At 69.4% G+C, this 25,041-nt stretch carries 23 protein-coding genes, 1 tRNA gene and 1 pseudogene; 6 read left to right on the top strand and 19 right to left on the bottom strand.

Going from position 1 to position 25,041, the window contains the following annotated elements; translation table 11 throughout:
* Nucleotides 1-171: 171 nt before the first annotated feature.
* From WH85_RS47330 to WH85_RS23415, 13 genes and pseudogenes are all read right to left on the bottom strand, one after another.
* A complete protein-coding gene (locus WH85_RS47330; protein ID WP_052720739.1) occupies nucleotides 172-936 on the bottom strand; it encodes a calcium-binding protein in 765 nt (254 codons plus the stop codon).
* A gap of 84 nt (nucleotides 937-1,020) precedes the next feature.
* Complete coding sequence (locus WH85_RS23470; RefSeq protein WP_045744138.1) at nucleotides 1,021-2,571, bottom strand: beta-N-acetylhexosaminidase; 1,551 nt, start codon at nucleotides 2,569-2,571, stop codon at nucleotides 1,021-1,023.
* Between the two features lie 23 nt (nucleotides 2,572-2,594).
* Nucleotides 2,595-3,662, bottom strand: a complete 1,068-nt coding sequence (locus WH85_RS47325) for a calcium-binding protein (RefSeq protein WP_052720738.1) — start codon at nucleotides 3,660-3,662, stop codon at nucleotides 2,595-2,597.
* A gap of 32 nt (nucleotides 3,663-3,694) precedes the next feature.
* Complete coding sequence (locus WH85_RS23460) at nucleotides 3,695-4,729, bottom strand: calcium-binding protein (RefSeq protein WP_052720736.1); 1,035 nt, start codon at nucleotides 4,727-4,729, stop codon at nucleotides 3,695-3,697.
* Nucleotides 4,730-4,877: 148 nt separating this feature from the next.
* Complete coding sequence (locus WH85_RS47320) at nucleotides 4,878-5,918, bottom strand: calcium-binding protein (RefSeq protein ID WP_052720735.1); 1,041 nt, start codon at nucleotides 5,916-5,918, stop codon at nucleotides 4,878-4,880.
* A gap of 20 nt (nucleotides 5,919-5,938) precedes the next feature.
* Nucleotides 5,939-6,982: a calcium-binding protein gene (locus tag WH85_RS47315; RefSeq protein ID WP_052720733.1), complete on the bottom strand. Its 1,044-nt coding sequence runs from the start codon at nucleotides 6,980-6,982 to the stop codon at nucleotides 5,939-5,941.
* A 7-nt stretch (nucleotides 6,983-6,989) separates the two neighbouring features.
* Nucleotides 6,990-7,787, bottom strand: coding sequence for a calcium-binding protein (locus WH85_RS23445; protein WP_052720731.1), 798 nt, complete (start codon nucleotides 7,785-7,787; stop codon nucleotides 6,990-6,992).
* Nucleotides 7,787-8,917, bottom strand: a complete 1,131-nt coding sequence (locus WH85_RS47310) for a calcium-binding protein (protein WP_052720728.1) — start codon at nucleotides 8,915-8,917, stop codon at nucleotides 7,787-7,789. Before WH85_RS47310 ends, WH85_RS23445 begins: the two co-directional genes overlap by 1 nt.
* A gap of 162 nt (nucleotides 8,918-9,079) precedes the next feature.
* Nucleotides 9,080-9,757 (bottom strand): calcium-binding protein, encoded by a 678-nt coding sequence (locus WH85_RS47305; protein WP_052720726.1) that lies wholly within the window; start codon nucleotides 9,755-9,757, stop codon nucleotides 9,080-9,082.
* A gap of 70 nt (nucleotides 9,758-9,827) precedes the next feature.
* Nucleotides 9,828-10,127: pseudogene (locus tag WH85_RS23430) on the bottom strand (hypothetical protein); the annotation flags it as partial.
* Between the two features lie 43 nt (nucleotides 10,128-10,170).
* Entirely contained in the window at nucleotides 10,171-10,824 is a 654-nt protein-coding gene (locus WH85_RS23425) for an HNH endonuclease family protein (RefSeq protein WP_045744112.1), read from the bottom strand.
* A 61-nt stretch (nucleotides 10,825-10,885) separates the two neighbouring features.
* On the bottom strand, nucleotides 10,886-12,616 hold the full coding sequence (leuA, locus tag WH85_RS23420; RefSeq protein ID WP_045744111.1) for a 2-isopropylmalate synthase: 1,731 nt from the start codon (nucleotides 12,614-12,616) through the stop codon (nucleotides 10,886-10,888).
* A gap of 180 nt (nucleotides 12,617-12,796) precedes the next feature.
* Entirely contained in the window at nucleotides 12,797-13,558 is a 762-nt protein-coding gene (locus WH85_RS23415; protein WP_157411186.1) for a hypothetical protein, read from the bottom strand.
* A gap of 195 nt (nucleotides 13,559-13,753) precedes the next feature.
* Here WH85_RS23415 and WH85_RS23410 point away from each other — a divergent pair, with 195 nt between their 5' ends.
* The 3 genes from WH85_RS23410 to cutA are packed head-to-tail and all read left to right on the top strand — an operon-like array spanning nucleotide 13,754 to nucleotide 16,412.
* Nucleotides 13,754-15,019 (top strand): aspartate kinase, encoded by a 1,266-nt coding sequence (locus WH85_RS23410; RefSeq protein WP_045744109.1) that lies wholly within the window; start codon nucleotides 13,754-13,756, stop codon nucleotides 15,017-15,019.
* 8 nt (nucleotides 15,020-15,027) lie between these two features.
* A complete protein-coding gene (locus WH85_RS23405; RefSeq protein WP_045744108.1) occupies nucleotides 15,028-16,083 on the top strand; it encodes an aspartate-semialdehyde dehydrogenase in 1,056 nt (351 codons plus the stop codon).
* A complete protein-coding gene (gene cutA, locus WH85_RS23400) occupies nucleotides 16,080-16,412 on the top strand; it encodes a divalent-cation tolerance protein CutA (RefSeq protein WP_045744107.1) in 333 nt (110 codons plus the stop codon). Before WH85_RS23405 ends, cutA begins: the two co-directional genes overlap by 4 nt.
* A 334-nt stretch (nucleotides 16,413-16,746) precedes the next feature.
* Here cutA and pyrE read toward each other — a convergent pair whose 3' ends face one another.
* On the bottom strand, nucleotides 16,747-17,277 hold the full coding sequence (pyrE, locus tag WH85_RS23395; RefSeq protein ID WP_045744106.1) for an orotate phosphoribosyltransferase: 531 nt from the start codon (nucleotides 17,275-17,277) through the stop codon (nucleotides 16,747-16,749).
* A gap of 150 nt (nucleotides 17,278-17,427) precedes the next feature.
* Between pyrE and WH85_RS23390 the strand changes: the two genes are divergently transcribed.
* Entirely contained in the window at nucleotides 17,428-17,724 is a 297-nt protein-coding gene (locus WH85_RS23390) for a hypothetical protein (protein WP_045744105.1), read from the top strand.
* Nucleotides 17,725-18,207: 483 nt separating this feature from the next.
* Here WH85_RS23390 and WH85_RS23385 read toward each other — a convergent pair.
* Together WH85_RS23385 and WH85_RS23380 are read right to left on the bottom strand one after the other, a co-directional pair.
* Nucleotides 18,208-18,284: transfer RNA gene (locus tag WH85_RS23385), tRNA-Pro, on the bottom strand.
* 73 nt (nucleotides 18,285-18,357) lie between these two features.
* A complete protein-coding gene (locus WH85_RS23380) occupies nucleotides 18,358-19,251 on the bottom strand; it encodes a metallophosphoesterase (protein ID WP_045744104.1) in 894 nt (297 codons plus the stop codon).
* Between the two features lie 25 nt (nucleotides 19,252-19,276).
* On the opposite strand from WH85_RS23380, the gene WH85_RS23375 reads away from it, so the two are divergent.
* Nucleotides 19,277-19,729: a GatB/YqeY domain-containing protein gene (locus WH85_RS23375; RefSeq protein ID WP_045744103.1), complete on the top strand. Its 453-nt coding sequence runs from the start codon at nucleotides 19,277-19,279 to the stop codon at nucleotides 19,727-19,729.
* Between the two features lie 102 nt (nucleotides 19,730-19,831).
* On the opposite strand, the gene WH85_RS23370 is transcribed toward WH85_RS23375, so the two are convergent.
* The gene (locus WH85_RS23370) at nucleotides 19,832-22,255 is read right to left on the bottom strand and encodes a transglycosylase domain-containing protein (protein WP_045744102.1); all 2,424 of its coding nucleotides are present in this window, start codon (nucleotides 22,253-22,255) and stop codon (nucleotides 19,832-19,834) included.
* 315 nt (nucleotides 22,256-22,570) lie between these two features.
* On the opposite strand from WH85_RS23370, the gene WH85_RS23365 reads away from it, so the two are divergent.
* Nucleotides 22,571-22,873, top strand: coding sequence for a WhiB family transcriptional regulator (locus WH85_RS23365; protein ID WP_041832981.1), 303 nt, complete (start codon nucleotides 22,571-22,573; stop codon nucleotides 22,871-22,873).
* A gap of 18 nt (nucleotides 22,874-22,891) precedes the next feature.
* Here the strand turns inward: WH85_RS23365 and bagB are convergent, their stop codons facing one another.
* Nucleotides 22,892-24,037, bottom strand: a complete 1,146-nt coding sequence (bagB, locus tag WH85_RS23360) for an ArsA family ATPase (RefSeq protein ID WP_045744101.1) — start codon at nucleotides 24,035-24,037, stop codon at nucleotides 22,892-22,894.
* A gap of 44 nt (nucleotides 24,038-24,081) precedes the next feature.
* Nucleotides 24,082-25,032 (bottom strand): ATPase BagA, encoded by a 951-nt coding sequence (gene bagA / locus WH85_RS23355; protein WP_045744100.1) that lies wholly within the window; start codon nucleotides 25,030-25,032, stop codon nucleotides 24,082-24,084.
* Nucleotides 25,033-25,041 lie beyond the last annotated feature (9 nt).

Here is a 25,041-nt window from a genome sequence, read left to right as displayed (position 1 = left end):
GGCCCCCGTTTTCCATTACTGATCAGCGCTCGCAGTTCCGCTCGACGTCGTTGCGGACATTTCCTCTGCCCCGTGGGAATTGATTTCCGTGGTTCCGGGTCCGCATGGGAGGACGCGGGGTGAATTTCGCGTCAGCTCGCTGTTCCCGGTCGGATTGTTCCCTGTCGGATCTCAGCTCTCGCAGCTGCGCTTGACGTCCTTGGCGTCGGCGTGACACCAGTCGCTGCCGGCGTCACCGGCGAGCAGGTCCCTGGTCTTGGCGCCCTTCCAGTCCTCACCGGTCAGGTAGTCGTTGCCGGCGCCGCCGTAGAGCTTGTCCTTGCCCTGGTCGCCGCTCAGCGCGTCGGTGCCGGCGCCGCCGTGGAGCGTGTCGCTGCCCGTGTCGCCGTACAGTTCGTCGTTGCCGGCGTCACCGTAGAGCTTGTCGTCACCGGAGTCGCCGACCACGTAGTCGGCGCCGCCCCGGCCGTGGATCGTGTCCTTGCCGGCCCCGCCGTACAGGGAGTCCGCGCTGCTCCCGCCGGTGATCGTGTCGTTTCCGGCGCCGCCGTGGGCGACCAGCGCCAGGCGGGTGTTGTTGGTGATCCTGTCGTTGCGGTCGTAGGTGTGGACCTGGACCTTCTGGAGGTACTCGCCGGCGCCGCACGTGACCTTGGTCTTGTCGCCCTTGACCGCCGTGCAGCCCTTGCCCGCCTTGATCGGGTGCTTGTCGTCGACGACGATGTTCCGGCCGCTCAAGCTGATCACGACGGTGTTGGCCTTGCCCTTGGCGGCCTTGTACTGGACGACCGCGACGTCCTGAACGTTCGGGTCCCAGCCGATCTGGACGACTCCGGCCGACGCGGCCTGGGCCGGAACCGCGAACATCCCGAGCGCCGCGGTGGCGAGAACGGTCAGGCCGATGCGGGACGTCCAGCGCGCACTTGTCTCAGACATTTCTTGTTTCCCCCGTGTTCGATTCCCCGTGGTCGTTCGTCCAAATTAGAACGCGATCCGTGAAGTCGGTGTGAAGCCGAATCGTCACGACCAATGAAGCTGGGGAGATTCGTAGAAGCGCACGTTCTGCTGTTTCCAGCGCGGTCCGTAGGCGCCGAGACGGGCCCGGAACGACTCCCAGTCGTGCGTCGCCCGCGGTGACCAACCCAGCTCGGCGATCGCCGGCAGCCGCGGGAACGCCTGGAACTCGATGTCGGCCAGATCGGTCAGGGTCTCCGACCACAGCGGGGCCTCAACCCCCAAGACCCGGTCCTCGGGTACGCCGTGAAGCAGTCCCGCCGGATCCCAGTCGTACGCCTCGTCGACCTCGATCGTGCCGGCCCAGTGCAGTCCACCCGGGGTGAGCAGGTCGTACTGCATGTCGAGGTAGGTCTTGTCGGCGGGGGAGAGCACCACCTGCGCCCCGGACGCGACGGTCGGCCCGGGATCACCCTCGTGGTTCCAGTACTGGACGACCGCGTCACGTGCCGCCGGGGTCTGGGCGATCTCCTGCCAGCCGAACGGGATCTTGCCGTACTCGGCGACCAGCGGCAGCAGCCACTCCTCGAAGGCCAGGTAGTCGGCGTGCGCGGTGGAGTGTGCCTCGTCGCCGCCGATGTGCAGGTAGGGCCCCGGTGTCATCGCGGCCAGTTCGCGGACCACGTCGGTGACGAACCGGCGGGTGGCGTCGGTGCCGATGCAGAGTGAGCTGTAGCCGACCCGGATGTCGGTGCGGGGGCGGGGCGCCACCCCGTCGCAGGTCAGTTCGGGGTACGCCACCTGCGCCGCGTTGACGTGCCCCGGCATGTCGATCTCCGGGACGATGGTCACGTGGCGGTCGGCGGCGTACGCGACCAGGGTCCGGTAGTCGTCCTTGGTCAGGTAGCCGCCGCCGATCCCGCGGACGCCGGTACCCGGTGCGCCGCCGACCGCCGTGAGCCGGGGCCGGCTGTCGATCTGAATCCGCCAGCCCTGGTCGTCGGCCAGGTGCAGGTGCAGGTGGTTGACCTTGAAGTGGCTGATCTGGTCGATGTACCGGCGGATCTCGTCCGGCGTGTGGAAGTGCCGGGCCAGGTCGAGCATCGCGCCCCGATACGCGAACCGCGGGGCGTCGACGATGTGGCCGCCCGGGATCACCCAGTCCCGGTCCTGGGGCGTCGCCGCGTCGATCTCCGGCGGGAGCAGTTGCCGCAGTGTCTGGACCCCGTAGAACAGCCCGGCTGCTCGATCGGCGCTCAGCTCGACACCGTCGTCACCGATGTCCAGCCGGTAGCCCTCGGCGCTGTCACCCCCGGTGAGCCGCACCGTGATCGCTCCCGGCTGAGCGTCCGGGACCACCGGCAGGGCGAACCCGGTGGCCGGGCGGAACGCCGTGGCGAGCTGCCCGGCCACCGTGGCGGCCGGACCGGACGCGACGATCACGGTGTCGGGTACCAGCGGGAACGCCTCCCGTGGATCCGGCAGCGCCAGAGCCGGAGCGGGAAGCACCGTGGTCACCGAGATCGGCAGCGGGTCCGGCCCCGGGCCCGCGGACGCGGTGGTGACGCCCAGCGGGACGGTCAGGACGGCGGCTACGGCCAGACGGGTCAGACGCACCCGGCCGACCGTAGCCACCGGCATCAACGCTCGCAGTTCCCCTGGGTGTCCTCGGGCCGGACGACGCAGGTGTCCTGGCCGGCGCCACCGTCCAGGGTGTCCGGAACATCCGCGCCGTGGACCGTGGTGCCGTCGAGCTGGTCGTCGCCGGCGTCGCCGTAGATCCGGTCCCGGCCGTTCTCGCCCAGCAGGACGTCGTTGCCGCCACCGCCGCGGATCACGTCGTCGCCGTACCAGCCCTGGATGCGGTTGTTCGCGGCGTTGCCGGTGAGACGGTCCGCGCCGCTGCCGCCGAGGATGTCCTCCACGTCGGCGCCGACAGTGTCCTTCTCGCCGGCCTCGCCGTCGTCCCCGGTCTGCCCGTCCAGGTCGACGGTGACCGGCTTGGTGCGTCCCAGGTAGTTCACCGTGTCCCGGCCGGCACCACCGTTGATCAGGTCGGCTCCGGTGTCCCCGTCCAGGTTGTCGTCACCGGCACCGCCCCACAGCCTGTCCTTGCCGGTGCCACCCTGGACCGAGTCGTTGCCGGCCTCGCCGTACAGCCTGTCCGCGCCGGAGTCGCCGTCCAGGGAGTCGTTGCCGGCACCCCCGTGGATCTCGTCGTCGCCGGTGTTCCCGGCAAGGTTGTCGGAGCCGCCGCGGCCGTCGAGGTAGTCGCGGCCGGAGTCGCCGAGGAACCAGTCGGCGTTCGAGCCGCCGATCAGCCGGTCCTTGCCGGTGCCGCCGAGGGCGGTCATCGGGATGGCGGTGTCGTTGACCACCGAGTCGTCGCGGTCCCCGAGCTTGACCATCAGACGGTTGAACTCGGACACCTTGATCTTGCACTTGACCTTGGTGCTATCGCCCTTGACCGCCTTGCAGTCCTTGCCCGGCTTGATCTTCACGCGGTCGTCGATGGTGACCGTGCTGCCGGACCGCGTGATGACCACCTTGTTGGCCTTACCGGCACCGGCGGTGAAAGAGACGGTGACGCCGTTGCTCTTGGCCGTGCCGGTCGACGCCGCCTGTGCGGGTGCGACCGACAGGGCGCCGACCGACGCGGTGGCGAGCAGGGTGATTCCGGTCCGTGCGAACCAGGGTGACAACGACATGGTTCTCCTCTCCCCGATGAGAAATGACCTGATCAGTACTCGTACAGCCACTCGCAGTCCACCAGGGTGTCGAGCTTGGGCTGGTACAGGCAGTTGTCGTTGTCGGCGCCGCCGTTCAGCAGGTCCGGCTCACCCTCGACCGTCGAGTCGGTGGCGAGCAGTTCGTCGATGCCGGCATCGCCGTACATCTTGTCCTCGCCGCCCCCGCCGAACAGGTGGTCGTTGCCGGCGCCGCCACGGAGGACGTCGTCGCCGCCGTTGCCGTCGAGATAGTCGTTCCCGGGACCGCCGGTCAGCCGGTCGGGGCCCGCTCCGCCGATGATGCGCTCGACATCGGTGAAGATGGTGTCGTGCTCGCCGGCCTCGCCGTCGTCACGCTTCCGGCCGTCGTTGTCGGCGTAGACCGCCTTGGTCCGCTCGCTGTAGGAGACGCCGTCGTAGGTGCCGGTCCCGCCGTGGAACTCGTCCGCGCCTGGCCCACCGTTCATCGTGTCCCAGCTGCCGCCGCCCCACAGCTGGTCGTTGCCGGTGCCGCCGTGCAGGAAGTCGGTGTGTCCCCCGCCGTACAGCAGGTCGTTGCCCGACCCGCCGTACAGCTGGTCCTCGTCGCCCCGGCCGTAGAGCTGGTCCGCGCCGGAGTCGCCGTACAGCTTGTCCTCGTTGGTGCCGCCGTACAGCTTGTCCTTGCCGGTGCCGCCGTGGGCGGTCATCTCGGTGTGGGTCTTGTTGTTCACGGAGTCGTTGCCGTCGCCGAGGTCGACGACGAGGGACGCCTCGTCCGCGTACCCGGTGATCTTGCATTTGACCTTGGTGCTGTCGCCCTTGACGGCCTTGCACCCCTTGCCGGCCTTGATCTTCACCCGGTCGTCGATGGTGAAGGTCTTGCCGGAGAGGGTGATGACCACCTTGTCGGTCTTGCCCTTGCCGGCCGTGAAGGTGACGACCGTGCCGTTGGACTTCGCGGACCCGGTGGAGGCGGCCTCGGCGGGCGTGGCCAGCAGCACCCCGGCCGCAGCCGTGGTGAGCAGGACCGCCCCGGTCCGCCGGAACCATGGTGAGAGTGTCATATTTCCTATCCGATTCGTGCGGACTGCTCGACCAGCTCGCAGTTCACCGCGCTGTCGTCGCCCACCGCATAGCAGGTGTCGCCAGCTCCGCCGCGGACCACATCATCGCCCCCGTTACCTGCGATGATGTTGTCCGCGGCGTTGCCGGTCAGTAGTGATACTCGATCTCGCAGCTCACCACGGTGTCCACGGTGGGCTTGAAGTAGCAGTCGTCGCGCCCGGTGCCGCCGTCGACCAGGTCGGGCTTCCCCTTGAGGTCGCCGTCCGCGGCGTAGAGACTGTCGTCACCGGCCTCGCCGTACATCCGGTCCTCGCCGTCACCGCCGTTGATGTAGTCGTCGCCCGCCCCGGCGTGGATGACGTCGTCACCGGCCCCGGACTGGATGTGGTTGTTCCCGCTGTCGCCGGTGATCCGGTCGTCGCCGTCACCGCCGACGACGTTCTCGACGTCGCGGTGCACGGTGTCGTGCTCGCCGGCCTGGCCGTCGTCACGCTTCCTGCCGTCGAGGGAGACGGAGACCGCGGCCGTCCGGCCCCAGTACCGGACGGTGTCGGCACCGGTACCGCCGTGGATCTCGTCCGCGCCGGTCCCGCCGTCCAACATGTCCTTGTGGCCGTCGCCCCACAACGTGTCGTTGCCCGGCCCGGCCATCAGGATGTCCTCCATGCTGCCGCCATGCAGTTCGTCGTTGCCGGTGCCGCCGTACAGCCAGTCGTCGCCGCTCTTGCCGAACAGCCGGTCCGCGCCGCCCTGCCCGTGCAGCCGGTCGGTGGTGGACCCGCCGGTCAGCTTGTCCTTGCCGGAACCGCCGTACGCGGTCATGGAGATGTCGGTCTTGTTGACCAGGGTGTCGCTGCGGTCGCCCAGGTGGACGATCAGGTCCGGGTCGCGGCCCGACTTGGTGATCTTGCACTTGGCCTTCGTGCTGTCGCCCTTGACCGCCGTGCAGCCCTTACCGGCCTTGACCTTCACCCGGTCGTCGACGGTGAAGGTCGTGCCGGAGCGGGTGATGGTGACCTTGTTGGTCTTGCCCTTGCCCGCGGTGAAGGTGACGACGTTGCCGACGGACTTCACGGACCCGGTGGAGGCGGCCTCCGCGGGCGTGCCGGTCAGCAGCCCGGCCGCGGTCGTGGCCAGCAGGATCGCTCCGGCCCGGACGAGCCAGGAGGTGCGTACGCGCGGTGTCATGTGTCGTTCTTTCCGAATGCTCAGTGGGGATCTGCGTATTCGCAGTTCACGACCGTGTCGACCGTCTCCTGGAACGCGCAGTAGTCGCCCCCGACGCCTCCGTCCAGCAGGTCCGGATCCCTCGAGCTCCCGGCATCGAAGCCCAGGAGCTGGTCGTTGCCGGCCTCGCCGTAGATCCTGTCCCGGCCGGGGCCACCGATCAGGCCGTCGTCGTTGTCACCACCGCGGATGATGTCGTCGCCGTCCCCGCCGTAAAGGTGGTCGGACGCGGTGCCGCCGGTCAGCCGGTCGTCGCCCGTGCCGCCGCGGATGTCCTCCACGTCGGTGTGGACGGTGTCGTGCTCGCCCTTCGCGCCGTCGTCGCCCTTACGGCCACCGATCGAGACGATGACGGGTACGGTCCGGTCGTCGTAGCGGACCGTGTCGAAGCGGCCGGATTCGCCGTGGAACTCGTCCGCGCCGGTGCCGCCGAACATCTGGTCGTCGTCGCGGCCACCCCACAGCACGTCGTCGCCGGACTCGCCGTACAGCAGGTCCATGTGCGTACCACCGTGCAGCTGGTCGGCGCCGGTGCCGCCGTGCAGCTCGTCGGCGGCGCCCTGGCCGTACAGCACGTCGTTGCCGGACTCGCCGTACAGCCAGTCCCGGGAGGAACCGCCGGTCAGCTTGTCCCGGCCGGTCCCGCCGTACGCCCTCAGGTACTGGCCGGACTTGTTGACCAGCGTGTCGTTGCCGTCGCCGAGCTTCACCACGTGCGGCTCGCCGAGGTTCAGCGCGTTGACCTTGCACTTGACCCTGGTGCTGTCGCCCTTGACCGCCTTGCAGCCCTTACCGGCCTTGACCTTCACCCGGTCGTCGATGGTGAAGGTCGTGCCGGAGCGGGTGATGGTGACCTTGTTGGTCTTGCCCTTGCCCGCGGTGAAGGTGACGACGTTGCCGTCGGTCTTCGCGGACCCGGTGGAGGCGGCCTCGGCGGGCGTGCCGGTCAGCAGCCCGGCCGCGGCGGTGGTCAGCAGGACCGCTCCGGCCCGGACGAGCCAGGACGTGTGTACGCGTGGTGTCATGTCCCCGTTACTTCTCACGTGTGATCTGTTCGCAGCCGGTCGTGCGGTCCTTCGCCTCGACGAAGCAGGAGTCCCGTCCGGCGCCGCCGCGGACGACGTCGATCGCGGTACCGGCGTGGATCGTGTCGTCACCGGCGTCGCCCCACAGCTCGTCCCGGCCGGAGCGGCCGTAGAGCACGTCGGCGCCCGCGCCGCCGTGCAGCCGGTCCCGGTCGCCGGTGCCGCGCAGCAGGTCGTTGCCGGCGCCACCCCAGGCGGTGTCGTTGCCGTGGCCGCCGTCGATGAAGTCGTCACCGGCCCGCCCGTAGATCAGGTCGTCGCCGTTGCCGCCGTACAGCCGGTCGGCACCGCCGCCACCGTCGATCCGGTCCGCGCCGGTGTCGCCGTTGAGGTAGTCGTCGCCGGGCCCGCCGGTCAGCCGATCCCGGCCCGCCCCGCCGATCCCGTCGATGCCGATGTCGGTCTTGTTGACCAGCGTGTCGTCCCGGTCACGCAGCAGCGCGGTCAGCGCCGCACCGGTCAGCGTGGGAAGCGTGCACCGGACCTTGGTGCTGTCGCCCTTGACCGCCGTGCAGCCGGCGCCCGGCGTGATCCGCACCCGGTCGTCGATGGTGACGGTCCGGCCGGAACGGGTGAAGGTGACCTTGTTGGTCTGGCCCTGTGCCGCGATGAACCGGACGACAGCGCCGTCGACCCGGGCCTTCCCGGCCGACGCCGCCTGGGCGGGCGTGGCGGCCAGGAGACCGGCCGAGGAGGCGGCCAGCAGGACCGCTCCGGCCCGGACGAGCAGAGTTGAACGTGCCATCAGCCTTGGACCACCTGTTCGCAGTCGGCCTGCCGGTCGTTGTCCTGCAGGTGGCAGTAATCGGTGTCGGCGCCGCCGTCCAGCAGGTCCGGCTGGCCCCAGGCCTCGCCGTCGGTGCCGGCGAGCCGGTCGTCGCCGGCCTGGCCGTAGAGCAGGTCCGCGCCCACGTCACCGTCGATGTCGTCGTTGCCGGCGCCGCCGCGGATGACGTCGTCGCCCCACCAGCCGACGATCCGGTTGGCCCGGCCGTCGCCGGTGAGGTGGTCGTCGCCCTCACCGCCGTAGATGTTCTCCACATCGGTGGCGACGGTGTCGCCCTCGCCCTTGGCGCCGTCGTTCTTCCTGCCGTCCAGGTTGACGGTCACCGGCTTCGTGTGGCCGCTGTAGGAGACCATGTCGGTGCCCGAGCCGCCGCGGATGACGTCCGCACCGGTGCCCGGGCTCAGGTAGTCGTTGCCGGAGTCGCCCCGGAGAGTGTCCGCGCCGGAGCCGCCGGACATGTCGTCGTTCCCGATGTCGCCGTGCATCCTGTCGTCGCCGGTGGACCCGGCCATCTGGTCGTCGTCGGCGCCGCCCCACAGGGTGTCGTCGCCGCTGCCGCCCCACAGGATGTCCCAGCCGCCGTCGCCGTACAGCACGTCGTTGCCGGTGCCGCCGTCCAGGTAGTCGTGCTCGCCGTCGCCGTGGATCCGGTCCGCGCCGGACTCGCCGTAGAGCTCGTCACCGCCGGTGCCGCCGGTCAGGGTGTCCTTGCCGGAGCCGCCGTACGCGAACATGCCGGCACCGGACTTGTTGATGACCGTGTCGTCCCGGTCGCCGAGGTGGACCCGGATCGGCTGGTAGGCGGTGCTCAGGAGCGTACAGGTGACTCGGGTTTTGTCGCCCTTGACTTGTTTGCAGCCTTTTCCGGCTTTGAGGGCGACGCGGTCATCGATGGTGACCGTCTTTCCGGAGATGCTGAGGGTGACCTTGTTGACCTTGCCGGAGGCGGCCTTGAAGGTGACACCCGTGCTGGTCGACGTCGCAGTGCCGGTGGAAGCGGCCTGCGCCGGGGCGGCCGTCAGAACACCGGCCGATGCGGTGACGAGCAGGGTGATCCCGGCTCGCCCGAGCCATGGTGACCGTGCCATTGATTCCCCCGAAGGCGGATAGCCGGACACCGATGCCCGACCTCGATGGGCCGGACGCTATGCGTACGGGTGTCAAATCAGTGTTAGGGATCTGAACTTCACGCGAATGATGAGGCTGCCGACCGGACGAACCGGTCGGCGGCCCTGGTGGCTCTCGATGAATCAGGCCTCGCAGAGGGCGGCGGTGTCCGCCTTGGACGGTGCGCAGTCGTCCTTGCCCTCGCCGCCGTCCAGGCTGTCCCGCCCGGCGTTGCCACGGATCTTGTCGTTGCCGCCGTCACCGTGGATCTGGTCGTCGCCCGCCCCGCCGTTGAGGACGTCGTTGCCGGGCTTGCCGCCCCGGTTCTCGCCGGCGTTGAAGCCGTCGCCGTAGATCGTGTCGTTCCCGCCGCCGGCGTAGACGGTGTCCGAACCGTGCCCGGCCCAGACGGCGTCGTCGCCCCCGCCCAGGGTGATGTGGTCGTTGCCGTTGCCGGCGTCGATCCGGCTGCCGACGTCGGTCTTGTTGACCAGCTTGTCGTTCTTGTCGCGCAGGTGCACCCGGATCTTCGTGGGCTCACCCTTGGACTTGCACTTGACCTTGGTCTTGTCGCCCTTGACCGCGACGCAGCCCTTACCGGCCCGGATCTTCACCACGTCGTCGATGATGATCGTGTTGCCGGACCGGGTGACGACGACGTTGTTCTTCTGGCCCCAGGCGGCGATGTAGTTGACCCAGCCGTCCTGAGGCATGTGGGCCTTACCGGTGGTGGCGGCCTGTGCGGGCGCCGCGAACGCCGCGAGGGCGAGCGTGCCGGCGGCAGCCGCTCCGAGCGCGGGCAGCCAGTTGATGCGCTTCATGGTGGTCCTCCCCGTGAATGCCGCGTGTCCGCGGCAGGGGGATCCTATGGACGCCGGTGTAAAGGGAGGGTTAGCCTTCCGGCCGGTTCAGCAGGCCGACCGCCAGTCCGTGCACGGCGTCCAGATCGGCCGGGTCGGACAGGGTGGCCTTGCCGCCGGTCACGACGTACCACTCCTCGGCCTCCTTGTACTGCACCCGCAGGGTGTAGTCGGCGCCGGCGAGCTCACTGCGCAACGTCAACTCGCCGGTCACCACGCCGACCTCGTCCGTCATCACCCCACCCGGTCCGGGGACGATGTCGGTGGTCCGGCTCTGCGTGTCCTCGGTCATCGGACTCCTTAGTGACGGTAGGCCTCCGCCGATGGTGGACCCCATCGGCGGTTACCCCGAGGACAACGAGGAAAATCCCCGCTCAGTCGCAGTTTTCCAGCATGTCGGTGAGAGTGGCCTTCTCCGCCGTCGTGACCGTCAGCTCCCAGTGGGACTTCACGGTGATCCAGTCCTTGGCGTAGACGCACCACGACGACTCCGCCGGCGGCTTCCACGTCGACGGGTCCTGGTCACCCTTGGACCGGTTGGAAGTGGCCGACACCGCGAACAACTGCGGCCGCTCCAGGTCGTTGGCGAAGTCGCCGCGCTTGTCGTTGTCCCACTTGTCGGCGCCGGAGCGCCAGGCGTTGGCCAGCGGCACCATGTGGTCGATGTCGGCCTTGAGCGGCTCGTCGAGCACCTTGTCGTCGTAGAAGCTCTTCCACGTGCCGCCGACGACGTTGCAACCGTCGAGCTTGACGTTCTCACCGTCGCGTTCCAGCACGGTGTCACGGACGTCGCAGTTCTTGCCGGCGCTCCGCCAGTGCGGGAACTTCTCCCGGCTGTAGCCCTTCATCGAGCCGGCCGCGGCCACGGTCAGCTTCTCCAACTGGGCGGCGGACTCGGAGGCGGAGACGGAGCCGGTGGAACCGGAACCGGGCGAGGCGGCCGGGTCGTCGGCGACGACCACGTCGCAGCCGGTCAGCAGAACGGCGGTGGTGGCGAACAGGAACCAGGGAGTTGCGCGAGGGGACACGTACCCCAGAGTAAGTGCGACCCTCGCGCGCCGCAGATCGCGGCACGCGAGGGGGTGAAGCTCAGCTCGCGCGGTTGACCGCGCTGGTCACCGCTTTGATGGACGCACTGACGATGTTGGAGTCGATGCCGACACCCCAGACGGTGCGGTCGCCGACCTCCACCTCGACGTACGCCGCGGCCTGCGCGTCGCCGCCCGAGGTCATCGCGTGCTCGTTGTAGTCGAGCACCCGCGCCTTGATCCCCAGCGGCTCGACGGCCTGCACGAACGCGGCGATCGGACCGTTGCCGACACCGACCAGCGGACGGCGTACCCCGCGATGGAACACCTCGACGTCGATCTCGACCTTGCCGTCCACCGTGGCCGTGCTGTAGTTCTCGACGGTGAAGGCGGTCCGGGTCTGGTGCTCGACCAGGTATTCGCCGGCGAAGATGTCCCACATCTGCTGCGGGCCGACCTCGCCGCCCTCCTCGTCGGTGTGGTGCTGCACGACGCCGGAGAACTCGATCTGCAGCCGGCGCGGCATCTCCAGCTTGTGCTCCTCCTTCATGATGTACGCCACGCCGCCCTTGCCGGACTGCGAGTTGACCCGGATGACCGCCTCGTAGGTGCGGCCCACGTCCTTGGGGTCGATCGGCAGGTAAGGCACGCCCCAGGTGAACGCCTCGATCGGGGTGCCGGCGGCGTCCGCGTCGGCCTGCAGCGCCGCGAAACCCTTCTTGATCGCGTCCTGGTGCGAGCCGGAGAACGCGGTGTAGACCAGGTCACCGGCGTACGGGTGCCGCTCGTGCACCGGCAGCTGGTTGCAGTACTCCACGGTGCGCTTGATCTCGTCGATGTCGGAGAAGTCCACCTGCGGGTCGATGCCCTGGGAGAACAGGTTGAGGCCCAGGGTCACCAGGTCGACGTTGCCGGTGCGCTCGCCGTTGCCGAACAGGCAGCCCTCGATGCGGTCGGCGCCGGCCAGCAGACCCAGCTCGGCGGCGGCCACCGCGGTGCCGCGGTCGTTGTGCGGGTGCAGGCTGAGGATGACGCTGTCCCGGCGCGGCAGGTGGCGGTGCATCCACTCGATGGAGTCGGCGTAGACGTTCGGCGTGGCCATCTCGACCGTGGCCGGCAGGTTGATGATCAGCGGACGGGCCGGGGTCGGGTCGATCACGTCGATGACCGCGGAGCAGATCTCCAGCGCGTACTCCAGCTCGGTGCCGGTGTACGACTCGGGCGAGTACTCGTAGAAGATCTCGGTGTCCGGGGTGTGGATCTCGGCGTACTTCTGGCAGAGCCGGGCGCCGGTGGTGGCGATGTCGGTGATGCCGTCCTTGTCCAGGCCGAACACCACGCGCCGCTGCAGCGTCGAGGTCGAGTTGTAGAAGTGCACGATCGCGCGCTTGGCCCCGCGGATCGACTCGAACGTCCGGTCGATCAGGTGCTCGCGGCACTGCACCAGGACCTGGATGGTGACGTCGTCCGGGATCAGGTCCTGCTCGATGAGCTGGCGGACGAAGTCGTAGTCGGTCTGGCTGGCGGCCGGGAACCCGACCTCGATCTCCTTGTAACCCATCTTCACCAGCAGCATGAACATGCGCCGCTTGCGTTCCGGGGACATCGGGTCGATCAGCGCCTGGTTGCCGTCACGCAGGTCGACCGCACACCAGCGGGGGGCCGTCTCGACGACCTTCGCCGGCCACTGCCGGTCGGTCAGCGGCACCGCGAACTGCTTGTTGTACGCCTCGTAGCGCTGGAACGGCATGGCGCTGGCGCGCTGAGTCGCGAAGGGGTTGTCGGTGGACATGTGACTGCTCCTGTCGAAGAAAAGACGAGCAGGCGGCGTGCATCAACTCCGCGACGAGGTGCCGGCCTGGGATGAGGCCTCGTCGCGGCAGCGAAGGAGAAGGAACGCGCGCCACATGTCGCCCCACACGTTACGTGATCCACTTCCGGGTGGCGAACCATTCGCCCGGATCGTGGGAAGTCAGGCCGGCGGCGCCAGACTGTACGACGGCTGCGGCGCCGGCGACGGGCTGGTCGTGCCCAGCGGCTCACCGCTCACCTCCACACCCGGCAGCTGCACCGTGGCCGGCCCGGCGACCTGACTGACCAGAGTGAGCACTCCGTACTCCACCCGGGCCGCGGTGAGCAGCCCGTCCGCCGAGTAGCAGTAGACGCCGACGTCGACCGGCGCGTCCAGCGACGCCGAGACCGAGTCGACCGAGAAGCAGGAGCCCTGGGCGCCCTCCAGCGGCTGCACCGCGGTGACGGCGAGTGCGGACTGCCGGTCGGTGAAGACGGTCAGCCACTGGCGGAACAGGCGCTGCACCTTCGGGTCGTACCGGCGGGGCACCTTCTCGCCCTTCTCGGCGACCCGGACACAGCTGGAGGTCACCGGGTTGGTCACCGACGGCAGCGAACACACGTAGACGCCGGCGGCGGTGCGGACCACCGACACGTCCGCGGTGCCGGCCTGCGCGCCCCGCGGGATGTCGACCCGCCAGCTGCCGTCGGTCGCCACGGTCGCGACCACGTCACGCGGGGCGCCGTCGCCGACGTCGAGGCGGTAGAGGGCGGCGTACCGGCGGTCCAGGCCCAGGGCGGCCAGCCCGGCCAGCGCGCTGCGGGCGTCGGAACTCGGTGGCGCGGTGGAGGTGGCCGGGATGGCCGAGGCAGGCGCGGCCTCCGGCGCGTCCCCGCCGCACCCGGCCGGGCCCAGGGCGAGGAACGTGACGACGGTCAACACGGACAAACCGCGTCGGGTCTCGGAAGCAAGGCGCATCGCGACATTCTCGTCCCGCGGCCCGGGAAGCCGCGCGGCACCACTCCGTCGGACCCGGCGTGTCGCGCGTGGCAGGCCGGATTCTGGGATCGCATGTCGAGGCGGCGCGGATGCGCGGCTAGGGTGGTGGCGACGTGTAGCCGGAGGATTGGTTTCGCCGTGGCTCTTGTGGTGCAGAAATACGGTGGCTCGTCGGTGGCTACCGCCGAGCGCATCAAGCGCGTCGCGGAGCGCATCGTGGCCGCCCGTAAGGCCGGTGACGACGTGGTCGTCGTGGTCTCGGCGATGGGTGACACCACCGACGAGTTGATGGACCTGGCCAACCAGGTCAGCCCGCTGCCGCCCGGCCGCGAGCTGGACATGCTGCTCACCTCGGGCGAGCGGATCTCGATGGCGCTGCTCGCCATGGCGATCCACAACCTGGGTTACGAGGCGCGGTCCTACACCGGGTCGCAGGCCGGCGTGCTGACCACCTCGGCGCACGGCAAGGCCCGGATCATCGACGTGACGCCCGGCCGCCTGCGCACCGCGCTGGACGAGGGCGCGATCGCGATCGTCGCCGGGTTCCAGGGCGTCTCCCAGGACACCAAGGACATCACCACGCTGGGCCGCGGAGGTTCGGACACCACGGCTGTCGCGCTGGCGGCGGCCCTGCACGCCGACGTCTGCGAGATCTACACCGACGTGGACGGCGTGTTCACCGCCGACCCGCGGATCGTCCCCAACGCCAAGCACATCAAGCAGATCACCTACGAGGAGATGCTCGAGCTGGCGGCCGGTGGGGCGAAGGTGCTGATGTTGCGATGCGTGGAGTACGCGCGGCGCTTCAAGGTGCCGATCCACGTACGCTCGTCGTACTCGAACAAAGAAGGCACGCTCGTCACCGGCTCGATGGAGGACCTCGACGTGGAGCAAGCACTGATCACCGGGGTCGCCCACGACCGCAGCGAAGCGAAGATCACGATCGTCGGTGTGCCCGACGAGCCCGGCTCGGCCGGCCGGATCTTCGAGACGGTCGCCCAGGCCGAGATCAACATCGACATGATCGTGCAGAACATCTCGACCGAGGGCACCGGCCGCACCGACATCTCGTTCACGCTGCCCAAGGCCGACGGGCCGAACGCGATGGCCGCGCTGGACAAGATCAAGGACCAGATCAAGTTCAAGAGCCTGCTCTTCGACGACCACGTCGGCAAGGTCTCGCTGATCGGCGCCGGCATGCGGTCGCACCCGGGGGTCGCCGCGGGCTTCTTCGCCTGCATCGGCGCGGCCGGCGTCAACATCGAGATGATCTCCACCTCGGAGATCCGGGTCTCGGTGGTCTGCCGCGACACCGACCTCGACACCGCGGTCCGAGCCGTGCACGACCACTTCGAGCTCGGCAGCGACGAGGAGGCCGTGGTCTACGGCGGCACCGGCCGGTAAAGCGGCCGATGGCGAAGCCCACGCTCGCCGTCGTCGGAGCCAGCGGCTCCGTCGGTTCCGTCATGCTGGAATTGCTCTCGTCCCGGCGCAACGTCTGGGGCGAGATCCGGCTCCTCGCATCCGCCCGCTCGGCCGGCCGGATGCTGACCTGTCGCAGCGAGCAGCTGACCGTGGGCGAGCTGACCCCGGAGGCCTTCGACGGCGTCGACGTGGCGATGTTCGACCTGCCCGACGAGGTGTCCGCCCGGTGGGCGCCGATCGCCGTCGAGCGGGGCGTCGTCGTGGTGGACAACTCCGCCGCCTTCCGGATGGAACCGGACGTGCCCCTGGTGGTGCCCGAGGCCAACCGTGAGGTGGCCCGGCACCGCCCGCGCGGCATCGTGTCCAGCGCCAACTGCACCACCGCCACGATGATCATGGCGGTGGCCCCGCTGCACTACGAGTACGGTCTGCGCGAACTCGTCCTGGCCTCCTACCAGTCCGCCTCCGGCGCCGGCCAGGTCGGCGTGGACACCCTGCACGACCAGCTCACCAAGGTCGCCGGCGACCGGATGCTCGGCTCCCGCCCCGGCAACGTCCGGCAGGCCGTCGGCGACGACCTCGGGCCGTTCCCGGCGCCGCTCGCCCTCAACGTGGTCCCCTGGTCCGGGCAGCTGTCCGCCCTCGGCTGGTCCTCCGAGGAGCTGAAACTCCGCAACGAATCCCGCAAGATCCTCGGCCTGCCCGCGTTGAAGGTATCCGCCACCTGCGTCCGGGTCCCCGTGGTGACCGGCCACTCCATCGCCGTGCACGCCGTCTTCGCCGCCGAGGTGACCGCCGACGGCGCCCGTCAGGTGCTGCGCAACGCCCCCGGCGTGATCGTCGTCGACGACCCGGAGTCCGACGAGTTCCCGATGCCGATCGACGCGGTCGGCACCGACCCGTCGTGGGTGGGCCGCATCCGCCGGGCGATGGACGATCCGCGCGCCCTGTCCTTCTTCGTCACCGGTGACAACATGCGCAAGGGCGCGGCCCTGAACACGGTCCAGGTGGCCGAGTTGATCGCCGCCGAGTTCGGGAAATGAGCGAGATGCCGGACGTCTGCGAGGTGGTGATCACGGCCGCCGACCCGGAGTGGCTGGCCGCCTTCACCCGTTCCCTGGTCACCGACCGCCTGGCCGCCTGCGGGCAGCAGATCACGGCGATCCGTTCCCTCTACCGCTGGGACGGCGCCGTCCAGGACGATCCGGAGTCCCGGGTCGCCCTGCACACCCGCCTCGACCTGGTCCCGGCGATCGTGGCCCGTGCCGAGGCCGAACACCCCTACGACGTGCCCTGCGTCTTCGCCCTGCCCATCCTGGCCGGCAATCCGGCGTACCTGGATTGGGTCCGTGCGGAGACCCGCGATTCCTGAGCTCAGCTTCTTTCTCTTGCACTTCTTCTTGTACGCGCCGAACCGCCCGAACCGAACCACACCTCTCGTGGCTGCGGCGTGGCGCGGCCGTCTGCCCGCTCCAGGCCGTGGCGCGCCCGTCGGCTCCCCGCCGGGGTACAGCCTCGACTGATTCCCGCTCGTCGCGGTGACCGCCGTTCGGACAGCGCTCGTTCTCGGACAAGGCCCGTTCTTCAGGTGATGCTCGCTCTCCGGGCGCCGGTCACCGTCACCGTCGCCTGGAAGCCGCCTGGAAAGCGTCGAGCGCCGACCGCAGAATGCCCGGCCGGCGCTCGCCATCGTTTGCGGCGGTCGGTTACTCCGCGGCCGCGTCCAGGTCGGCGCGGGTCAGCAGCGGGCGCAGGGTGATGCCCTCGGCGGCCAGCGCCTGCGCACCACCCTCCTGGCGGTCGATCACGCAGACCGCGTGGTCCACGTGTGCACCAAGCTTGCGCAGGTCGTTGGTGGACAGGACGACCTGGCCACCGGAGGTCACCACGTCCTCGACGACCAGCACGCGGCGGCCGGCCACCTCGGCACCCTCGGCCAGGCGGGCCGTGCCGTACTGCTTCGCCTGCTTGCGGACGAAGGCGGTGGGAAGCTTGGCGTGCCGGGCGAGAGCGGTGACGACCGCGATGCCGCCCATCTCGAGTCCGGCGAGGACCTCGGTGCCCTCGGGGATGAGGATGGCGAGTCGCTCTGCCAGTTCGTCGAGGAGGACCGGGTCGGCCTCGAACTGGTACTTGTCGAAGTATTCGGTGGCGGTCCGGCCGGAGCGGAGGGTGAACTCGCCGGTCAGACGGCTCACGCTGCGGACCCGGCGGGCGAGGTCGATGGAGTCAGTCACAAGGTTCAAGCTTGTCAGGCCGTCCGTGACGGGAACACGCCGCCCCTCGTCGTCACCCGTTGGCGTACTTGATCTCTCCGATACCGCATCCTATGTCTGTTTGGGGTAGTTTTCGCCTAATTAGTGGCTCGCGCCCGGAAGGACAGACCAGTGACACCCTTCGCGATGCTCTTCCTACTCGCCCTGGCCGGCTCCTCGTGTTTTGCTCTTGGTCGCGCTCTCGGCCGCGGCGAGCGGTACGAGCGTGGATACCGGGAAGGTTTCCGCGACGGCGAGACGGGCTCACTCGCCCGTGCCACACGCCTGATGCAGGTGGGTGACCGCCCGCCGGTGGCTCCCGCCGTCGAGTCGATGCTGGGCCCTTACGCGGTCCCTCAGCAGGCCGCACCCCGCACCGTGGGCCCGGTGGTGGCCGGCGTACCGGCCCGGGCGCAGCTCGCGCTCTGATCGCCGCTCGGAACGGTCCGCCGTGTGGCGCGGTTCGCGCTCCGATCGCCGTACGGGCGGTGGCACGGCATCCCTTCGCCGCCGGACGCGCGACAGCGACCGTGCCGGTGAAAGACCGGCAGTGACCGTGTCGGTGGAAAGACCGACAGCGACCGTGTCGGCGGAAAGACCGACAGCGACCGTGCCGGTGAACGACCGACAGTGACCGTCCAGCGTCAAATCGGCCTGGTGAACGGCCGTGTCGACGGGAACCGCCCACAAGGCGCAAACCGCCGGTTTACACGATAAGCCTGACAAGTAGGTATTTACTGGCCGCCGCTTCGACACGAAGCGGCGGCTTTCCTTTGCTCGCCCGTTCGAGTTCGTCCGCCTATCAGGAGACGGCCGACTCGGGCGGAAGCAAGGTCAGGGCCGATCAACCCCGGAAACAAGTCAGGGCCGGTTCTCCGTTTCCGGAGACCGGCCCTCACCTGCACTGCAACCTGGTCGGGGTGGCGGGATTTGAACCCACGGCCTCTTCGTCCCGAACGAAGCGCGCTACCAAGCTGCGCCACACCCCGAGCTGCGAGGTAAATACTAGCCGACCTTCCCGCCCCCATGGAAATCGGTACCCCAAAAACGCAAAACTCCAGGTCAGCGAGGTATCAGAGTCAGGAGTGAGGCCTCCGGCCGGCAGGCGAAGCGGATGGGTGCGGTGGGATGTGTGCCCAATCCCGCAGAGACGTGGAGCCACGAGTCGGTGCCGGGCCACCGGTGCAGGCCTTTGGCCATCGCCTGGGGCAGGTCGCAGTTGGTGGTGAGGGCGCCGTAGCCGGGCACGCACACCTGACCGCCGTGGGTGTGACCGGCGAGGAGGAGGGCGAAGCCGTCGGCCGCCATCGCGTCCAGGACCCGGGAGGCGGGCGTGTGGGTGACGCCGAGGTGCAGGTCGGCGCCGTCGCTGATCGGGCCGGCCACGGTGGCGTAGTCGTCGCGTTCGATGTGCGGGTCGTCGACGCCGGCCAGTTCGATGGAGCGGCCGCCGGCTTTGAGGATGGTCCGGGCGTTGTTGAGGTCGGCCCAGCCGGCCTGGACGAACGCGTCGCGGAGTTCCTCGGCGGGCAGTTCGGCGCCCTGCACGTACTCCCGGTCGGGCAGCAGGTACTGCAGGGGGTTCTTCCAGACCGGCCCGCGGTAGTCGTTGGAGCCGAAGACGAACGCGCCGGGCAGGCCGAGCAGCGGGTCGAGGGCCCGCAACACGCCCGGGACCGCCCAGGGTGAGGCCATGTTGTCGCCGGTCACCACGACCAGGTCCGGGTCGGCGCCGCTGAGCGCGGCCACCCAGTCCTGCTTGCGGCGCTGCTCGGGCATCATGTGCAGGTCCGAGATGTGCAGGATGCGCAACGGTTCGGCGTCCGGTTCGAGCACCGGGACGTCGAAGCGCCGGAGCGTGAACATGTTGCGCTCGATCAATGAGGCGTAGGCGAAGGTCGCGCCGCCGATGGCGGTCAGAGCGGCAGCGGCGGAAATAAGGGAGCGCTTGCGCATGCCCGCAAGGGTAGTTTCTCCGTCCATGGGAACGTTGAAAGACCGCCTGAACGACGAGCTGCACACCGCGATGAAGGCCCGTGACGAGCTGACCACCTCGACGCTGCGGATGGCGCTGTCCGCCGTGCGGACGGCCGAGGTCGCCGGGGACGAGGCCCGGGAGCTCTCCGACGACGAGGTGCTGGCCGTGCTGACCAAGGAGGCGAAGAAGCGCCGGGAGGCGGCGACGGCGTTCGCCGACGCGGGCCGGGCGGAGCAGGCGGCGAAGGAGACGGCCGAGCGCGAGATCCTCGACCGTTATCTGCCGAAGCAGCTCACCGACGACGAGATCGGCGAGATCGTCGCGGAGGCGCTCGCGGCCGGCGGGTTCACCGCCAAGGCGCAGATGGGCCCGGCGATGAAGGCGGCTCAGGCCGCGGTGGCGGGGCGTGCGGAGGGCGGCCGGGTGGCTGCCGAGGTGCGCCGCCGTCTGGCTTGAGAAACCCCGGATCAAGACCTTCCCGGGGTACGCGGTGCCGGCCGCGACGAGAAACGGGCGGGAGATCAGCTCTCCCGCCCGTTCCCGGTGTCCTGGCTGGTGCTACCGGCCGCCCGGCTGTTCGCCGCCGCCCTGCTGATCGTTGTCGTCGGGCTTGTCGGCCTTCTTCGGCTTGCCGCTGCTGACCTCGATCACCACGGCGCCGTTCTTGATCGTCCGGCCGGACGGGTTGGTGCCCGCCGCGGTGCCGGCCGGGCAGTCCGACTCGACCTCGGAACCGGTGGAGACGTCGAAGCCGGCGTCCTTCAGGCGGTTCTTGGCCGAGGAGATCGAGTCGCAGGTGACGTCCGGGATGGACTTCTGCTCACCGTTCGCGATCTTCGAGCTGGGCTTCTTGAACTGCTGCTTGTCCTTGCCCTTCATGTAGTTCGCGACGGTGTACTGCACGGTCGGGTTGATGATCGGGTGGGACATGTGGTCCTTGTGGTCCGGGTAGTCCGGGTTGACCATGTAGCCCGCCACGACGATCTTGGTGGTGCCGACGATCAGCGACGCGGTCTTGTCCCCGTCGGTGGTGCCGGACTTGCCGAACACCGGGTGCCCCACGATGCCGCGGGTCGGGCCGGCCGTCGCGCCGTTGCAGGAGCCGAGCTGGGCCGAGTCGCCGACCGGGCAGCGGGCGGCGTCCAGGGCGGCGCGGGCGACGTCCTTGGTGGTGGCCCGGATGCAGTGCGGCTTGCCGACGGCGAGCTTCTCGTTGTCCTTCGTGGTGATCTGCTCGACCGGGGTGGGCTCGCAGTACATGCCGTCACCGGCGAGGGTCGCGTACGCGTTCGCCATGTCGAGCGGGGTGGACGCCATGACGCCCAGCGAGAACGCGCCCCACTGCTTGACGCCGCCCTCCTCGGTGGCGCGGTACGCGTCCTTCTCCTCACGGAACTGCACGCCGAAGCGCTTGGCGACCGCGACGACCTTGTCGGTGCCGACCCGTTCCTGGAGCGGGATGAAGTACGTGTTGATCGACTTCGCGAACGCGGACCACATGGTGTAGACGCCCGCACCGCCGCCGCCGGAGTTCTGCGGGCAGTAGAAGTGCGTTCCCGGGCAGGCGGCCTTCGAGCCCTGCTGAATGATGTAGCCGGACTTGTAGGTCTTCTGCGCGTTGATCGTGTAGCCGAGTGGCAGACCCGCCTCCAGGCCCGCGATGATCGGGAAGATCTTGAACACCGATCCGGCCTGGTAACCGGTGATGTCGCCGCCACCGCTCAGCAGCGGGTTCGTGGTGTTCGGGTAGGTGCCCCGGACGCCCTTCGCCGCCTTCTTCGGGTCTGACGAGATCTTGTTCTGCGGGTCGTCCGCGTCGTCGAGCTTGTATTTGCGGTTGGTGGCGAGCATCCGGACCTTGCCGCTGCCCGGCTCGACACCGGCGATCAGCAGCGCGTTCTTCTCGGTGTCCTTCTGCCGCTCGGTGATCTCCTTGCGCGCCCCGGCCTGGCCCTTCAGGTCGAGCGTGGTGACCACCTTGTAGCCGCCGCTCTTCAGCCGGCGCTCCCGGTCGTACGACGTCGCGCCGAAGGCGTCCTGGCTGAGCCACCAGCGGTAGAAGTAGTCGCAGAAGAAGCCCCAGTGGTTCTTGGCGACCCAGGCGCAGCCGTTGCCCAAACTCTTCGCCTTGGTCGGGACCTTCTCCTTCTTGGCCTCGTCGGCCTGCGCCTGCGTGATCGCGCCCATGGTGACCATGCCGGGGATGATGTAGTTGTCCCGGCGGGCGGTGATCTGCTCGTGGCCCGACGGAACGGTCGGGTTGAAGCTGCTCGGAGCCTTCACCATGCCGGCGAGCATGGCGGCCTCGGCGATGCTCAGGTCCTTCGGCTTCTTGTTGAAGTAGACCTGGCTGGCGGCGTAGACGCCGTACGCCTGGTTGCCGAAGGGCGCGATGTTCAGGTAACGCTCGAGGATCTGCTCCTTGGAGAGCTGCTTCTCGACCTGGAGGGCGTACTTCATCTCGGTGATCTTGCGCTTCGGGCTGTCCTTCGTCGCCTCGATCACCTCGCGCGGGTTGGTCGCCGAGTAGGCCAGCGACATCCGCACGTACTGCATGGTCAGGGTGGAGGCGCCCTGCTGGGCGCCGCCCTGGTTGTTGCTCACGAAGGCACGGGCGACGCCTTTGAGGTCGACGCCGTTGTGCTCGGAGAACTTGCGGTCCTCGGCCGCGATGATCGCGTTCTGCATGTTCACCGAGATGTCCTTCAGCGGGACATCGCTGCGGAACTCGTCGTAGAACAGCGAGATCTGGGTGCGACCGTCGGACGCGTAGATCCGCGTGATCTGCGGTGAGCTGAAGTCTTTCAGCTCACTGGGCAGGTTGGCGAAGGTCTGTCCACCGGCCTTGGCCGCCAGGCCGGTCATCGCCGCGGCGGGGAAGGCCGCGGCGGCCACGACGACGCCGGCCAGCAGGCCACACACTAATAGCGAGGTCGCGTTCGTGAAGATGTTGTGATCGCGTCTGCGAAGCCAGGAGGTCACCCGAGCAGGGTACGCGAACGAGGCACGCGACCGCCCGGCGAGAAGGTCGTCGTTGCCCGATCCGAGTGTGCCCTGTCACCCCAAGCGGCGGAGGGTTTTCCCCCATCTGCACCAAAGGTACCCCCGTTCAGTCAGACCCGGCCGTCCGCTATGCCCGGAACTACCGGGCCATACGTATTTGAGGGACAACGTTGCGTAATCGCCCAACTACGGAGCATGATGGTCCGGCGAGACATCGCACAGGCGTCAGCGCGGCATGGGGGACACGGAGGCCGCGGGACGTTCGGGGGTGAAAGCTAGGGGGGACGTTTACCAATGGGGATGATCAGCGACTGGCCCAGCATGGCGGCGTGTCAGAGTGGCGACCCTGACGCGTTGTTCGTGCAGGGAGCCGAGCAGAACGTGGCGAAGAGGATCTGCCGCAGTTGCCCGGTCCGCTACGAATGCCTCGCCGACGCCCTGGACAACCGCATCGAGTTCGGCGTCTGGGGAGGCATGACGGAACGGGAACGGCGGGCTCTGCTGCGCCGGCACCCGCACGTGGCGAGCTGGCGGAAGATGTTCGAGGCCGCGCTGCGGGAGAAGGGCGCCGACAAGGTGCTCGTCTCCACCCGCTGAGCGGGCGCCGAGAGCTGATCACGCCAGAAGAGCTCCGATCGTCCGCAGCCCGTCGACGTCGTGCACGTCGGCGGGCTGCGCCGCGACCGAGGTGGCCGGCACCGTGGGGAACGCCTCGGTGAAGCCGGCCGCCACCCGGGTCTCCCGCTGGGCCTGCCGGACCAGCGAGGCATGGATCCGCAGCACGTCGACCGCGGTCTCGTGGCCGCCCTCGGCGGTCAGCCGCTCGATCGCCTCCTCGGCCTCGGCCACCGAGAACCCGTCGAGAGCTGTCTCGTGCATCCGGTTGACCACCAGGCCGGCCAGCGGCATCCGCTCCGACACCAGGCGCTCGGCGAAGTAGGCCGCCTCCCGGACCGCGTCCCGTTCCGGGGCGGCGATCAGCAGGAACGCGGTCTGCGGGTCCTGCAGGATCCGGTACGTCTGATCGGCGCGCTGCCGGAACCCGCCGAACATCGAGTCCAGCGCCGCGACGAAGCCCGACAGGTCGGTCAGCAACTGGGCGCCCAGGATCTTCTGCACGGCTCGGGAGAACAGCCCGAACGACGCGGTGACCAGGCTGAACATGCTCCGCCCGCCGGACCGGGCCGGGGCCAGCAGCATCCGCAGCATGCGCCCGTCGAGGAACCGCGACAGCCGGGCCGGCGCGTCCAGGAAGTCGAGCGCGGACCGCGACGGCGGGGTGTCGACCACGATCAGGTCCCACTCGTCACCGGCCCGCAGCTGGCCCAGCTTCTCCATCGCCATGTACTCCTGCGTGCCGGCGAAGGTCGAGCTCATGGCCTGGTAGAACGGGTTCGCGAAGATCTCCTGCGCGCGTTTCGGGGTGGTGTGCTGCTCGACCACCTCGTCGAAGGTGCGCTTCATGTCGAGCATCATGGCGTGCAGCTCACCGCCGGTCTGCCCGGCGTCGATGCCCTTGACCTGGCGCGGGGTGTTGTCCAGCTCGGTGAGCCCCATCGACTGCGCCAGCCGGCGGGCCGGGTCGATGGTGAGCACCACGGTCCGGCGGCCGTGCACCTCGGCCGCGCGCAGGCCGAGCGCCGCGGCGGTGGTGGTCTTGCCGACCCCGCCGGCCCCGCAGCAGACCACGATGCGGATCGCCGGATCGGCGAGGAGCCCGTCGACGTTCAAGCTCGGAACGGTGAGGCGGGGAGCGCTCATAGCCACCAATCCAGGGTAGTTCGCTAGATCCGGGATCCGCCTGATCAAGCCCGCATCAAGTGGGTGGCGAGCTGTTCCAGCCCGGCACGGTCCACACCGTCCGGAAGAAGCGGCAGCTCGACGACCGGACGGCCCATCTCGGTGAGCTCCATCCGCAGCGACTGCTCCAGCTCCCGGCGTGTCAGATGGGCCTGCGCCTCGGCGGCGAGCTGGGACACCGTGGCCGCCGCGGCGGGCAGGCCGGCCGCCACCAGGCCCCGCTTGATCTCCGCCTTGGTGACCCGGCCGGCCGGCAGCAGGGGCGGGCGGGCGCTGTTGACCAGCACCCGGCCGACCGGGATCTGCAGTGCGGTCAGCTCGCCGATCGCGTCCAGGCTCTCCTGGACCGGCATCTCCTCGAGCAGCGTGACCACGTGCACCGCGGTCATCGGCGAGCGCAGCAGGGCGGCGACGCTCTCGCTCTGCGTCTTGATCGGACCGACCTTGACCAGCCGGGCGGTCTCCTCGGTGACGTTGAGGAACCGGCCCACCCGCCCGGTCGGCGGGGCGTCGAGCACCACCGCGTCGTACACCCGGCGGCCGTCGTGCGACCGGGTGGTCGCCTCCTTGACCTTGCCGGTGAGCAGGACGTCGCGCAGACCGGGCGCGATCGTGGTGGCGAAGTCGATGGCGCCGACCTTGCGCAGCGCCCGCCCGGCCGCGCCGAGCTTGTAGAACATGTCGAGGTATTCGAGGAGGGCCTCCTCGGGGTCGACGGCCAGTGCCCGGACCTCACCGCCGCCGCTGGTGGTGGCCACCCGCTTCTCCGCGTACGGCAACGGGTCGAGGCCGAACAGCTGGGCGATGCCCTGCCGCCCCTCCACCTCGACGAGCAGGGTGCGCCGGCCGCCGGCGGCCAGGCCCAGGGCCAGGGCGGCGGCGACGCTTGTCTTGCCGGTGCCGCCCTTGCCGGTCACCACGTGCAGCCGCTCCGGCCAGTTCCGGTGTTCGCCCATGTACCCACG

Origin of the sequence: Actinoplanes rectilineatus (assembly GCF_000962825.1) — a bacterium.
Classification (GTDB): Bacteria; Actinomycetota; Actinomycetes; order Mycobacteriales; family Micromonosporaceae; genus Actinoplanes; species Actinoplanes rectilineatus.
Note: the sequence above shows the minus strand (reverse complement) of the source record. Positions and strands in the feature narration are given on the sequence as shown.

Coding starts and splice junctions, on each gene's coding strand:
- bagA (WP_045744100.1), bottom strand. CDS start 25,032: ATGGGCGAACACCGGAACTGGCCGGAGCGGCTGCACGTGGTGACCGGC.
- WH85_RS47315 (WP_052720733.1), bottom strand. CDS start 6,982: ATGACACCACGCGTACACACGTCCTGGCTCGTCCGGGCCGGAGCGGTC.
- WH85_RS23365 (WP_041832981.1), top strand. CDS start 22,571: ATGGGGATGATCAGCGACTGGCCCAGCATGGCGGCGTGTCAGAGTGGC.
- WH85_RS23405 (WP_045744108.1), top strand. CDS start 15,028: ATGGCGAAGCCCACGCTCGCCGTCGTCGGAGCCAGCGGCTCCGTCGGT.
- WH85_RS47305 (WP_052720726.1), bottom strand. CDS start 9,757: ATGAAGCGCATCAACTGGCTGCCCGCGCTCGGAGCGGCTGCCGCCGGC.
- WH85_RS47320 (WP_052720735.1), bottom strand. CDS start 5,918: ATGACACCGCGCGTACGCACCTCCTGGCTCGTCCGGGCCGGAGCGATC.
- cutA (WP_045744107.1), top strand. CDS start 16,080: ATGAGCGAGATGCCGGACGTCTGCGAGGTGGTGATCACGGCCGCCGAC.
- WH85_RS23445 (WP_052720731.1), bottom strand. CDS start 7,787: ATGGCACGTTCAACTCTGCTCGTCCGGGCCGGAGCGGTCCTGCTGGCC.
- WH85_RS47325 (WP_052720738.1), bottom strand. CDS start 3,662: ATGTCGTTGTCACCCTGGTTCGCACGGACCGGAATCACCCTGCTCGCC.
- bagB (WP_045744101.1), bottom strand. CDS start 24,037: ATGAGCGCTCCCCGCCTCACCGTTCCGAGCTTGAACGTCGACGGGCTC.
- WH85_RS47330 (WP_052720739.1), bottom strand. CDS start 936: ATGTCTGAGACAAGTGCGCGCTGGACGTCCCGCATCGGCCTGACCGTT.
- WH85_RS23460 (WP_052720736.1), bottom strand. CDS start 4,729: ATGACACTCTCACCATGGTTCCGGCGGACCGGGGCGGTCCTGCTCACC.
- leuA (WP_045744111.1), bottom strand. CDS start 12,616: ATGTCCACCGACAACCCCTTCGCGACTCAGCGCGCCAGCGCCATGCCG.
- WH85_RS23380 (WP_045744104.1), bottom strand. CDS start 19,251: ATGCGCAAGCGCTCCCTTATTTCCGCCGCTGCCGCTCTGACCGCCATC.
- WH85_RS47310 (WP_052720728.1), bottom strand. CDS start 8,917: ATGGCACGGTCACCATGGCTCGGGCGAGCCGGGATCACCCTGCTCGTC.
- WH85_RS23375 (WP_045744103.1), top strand. CDS start 19,277: ATGGGAACGTTGAAAGACCGCCTGAACGACGAGCTGCACACCGCGATG.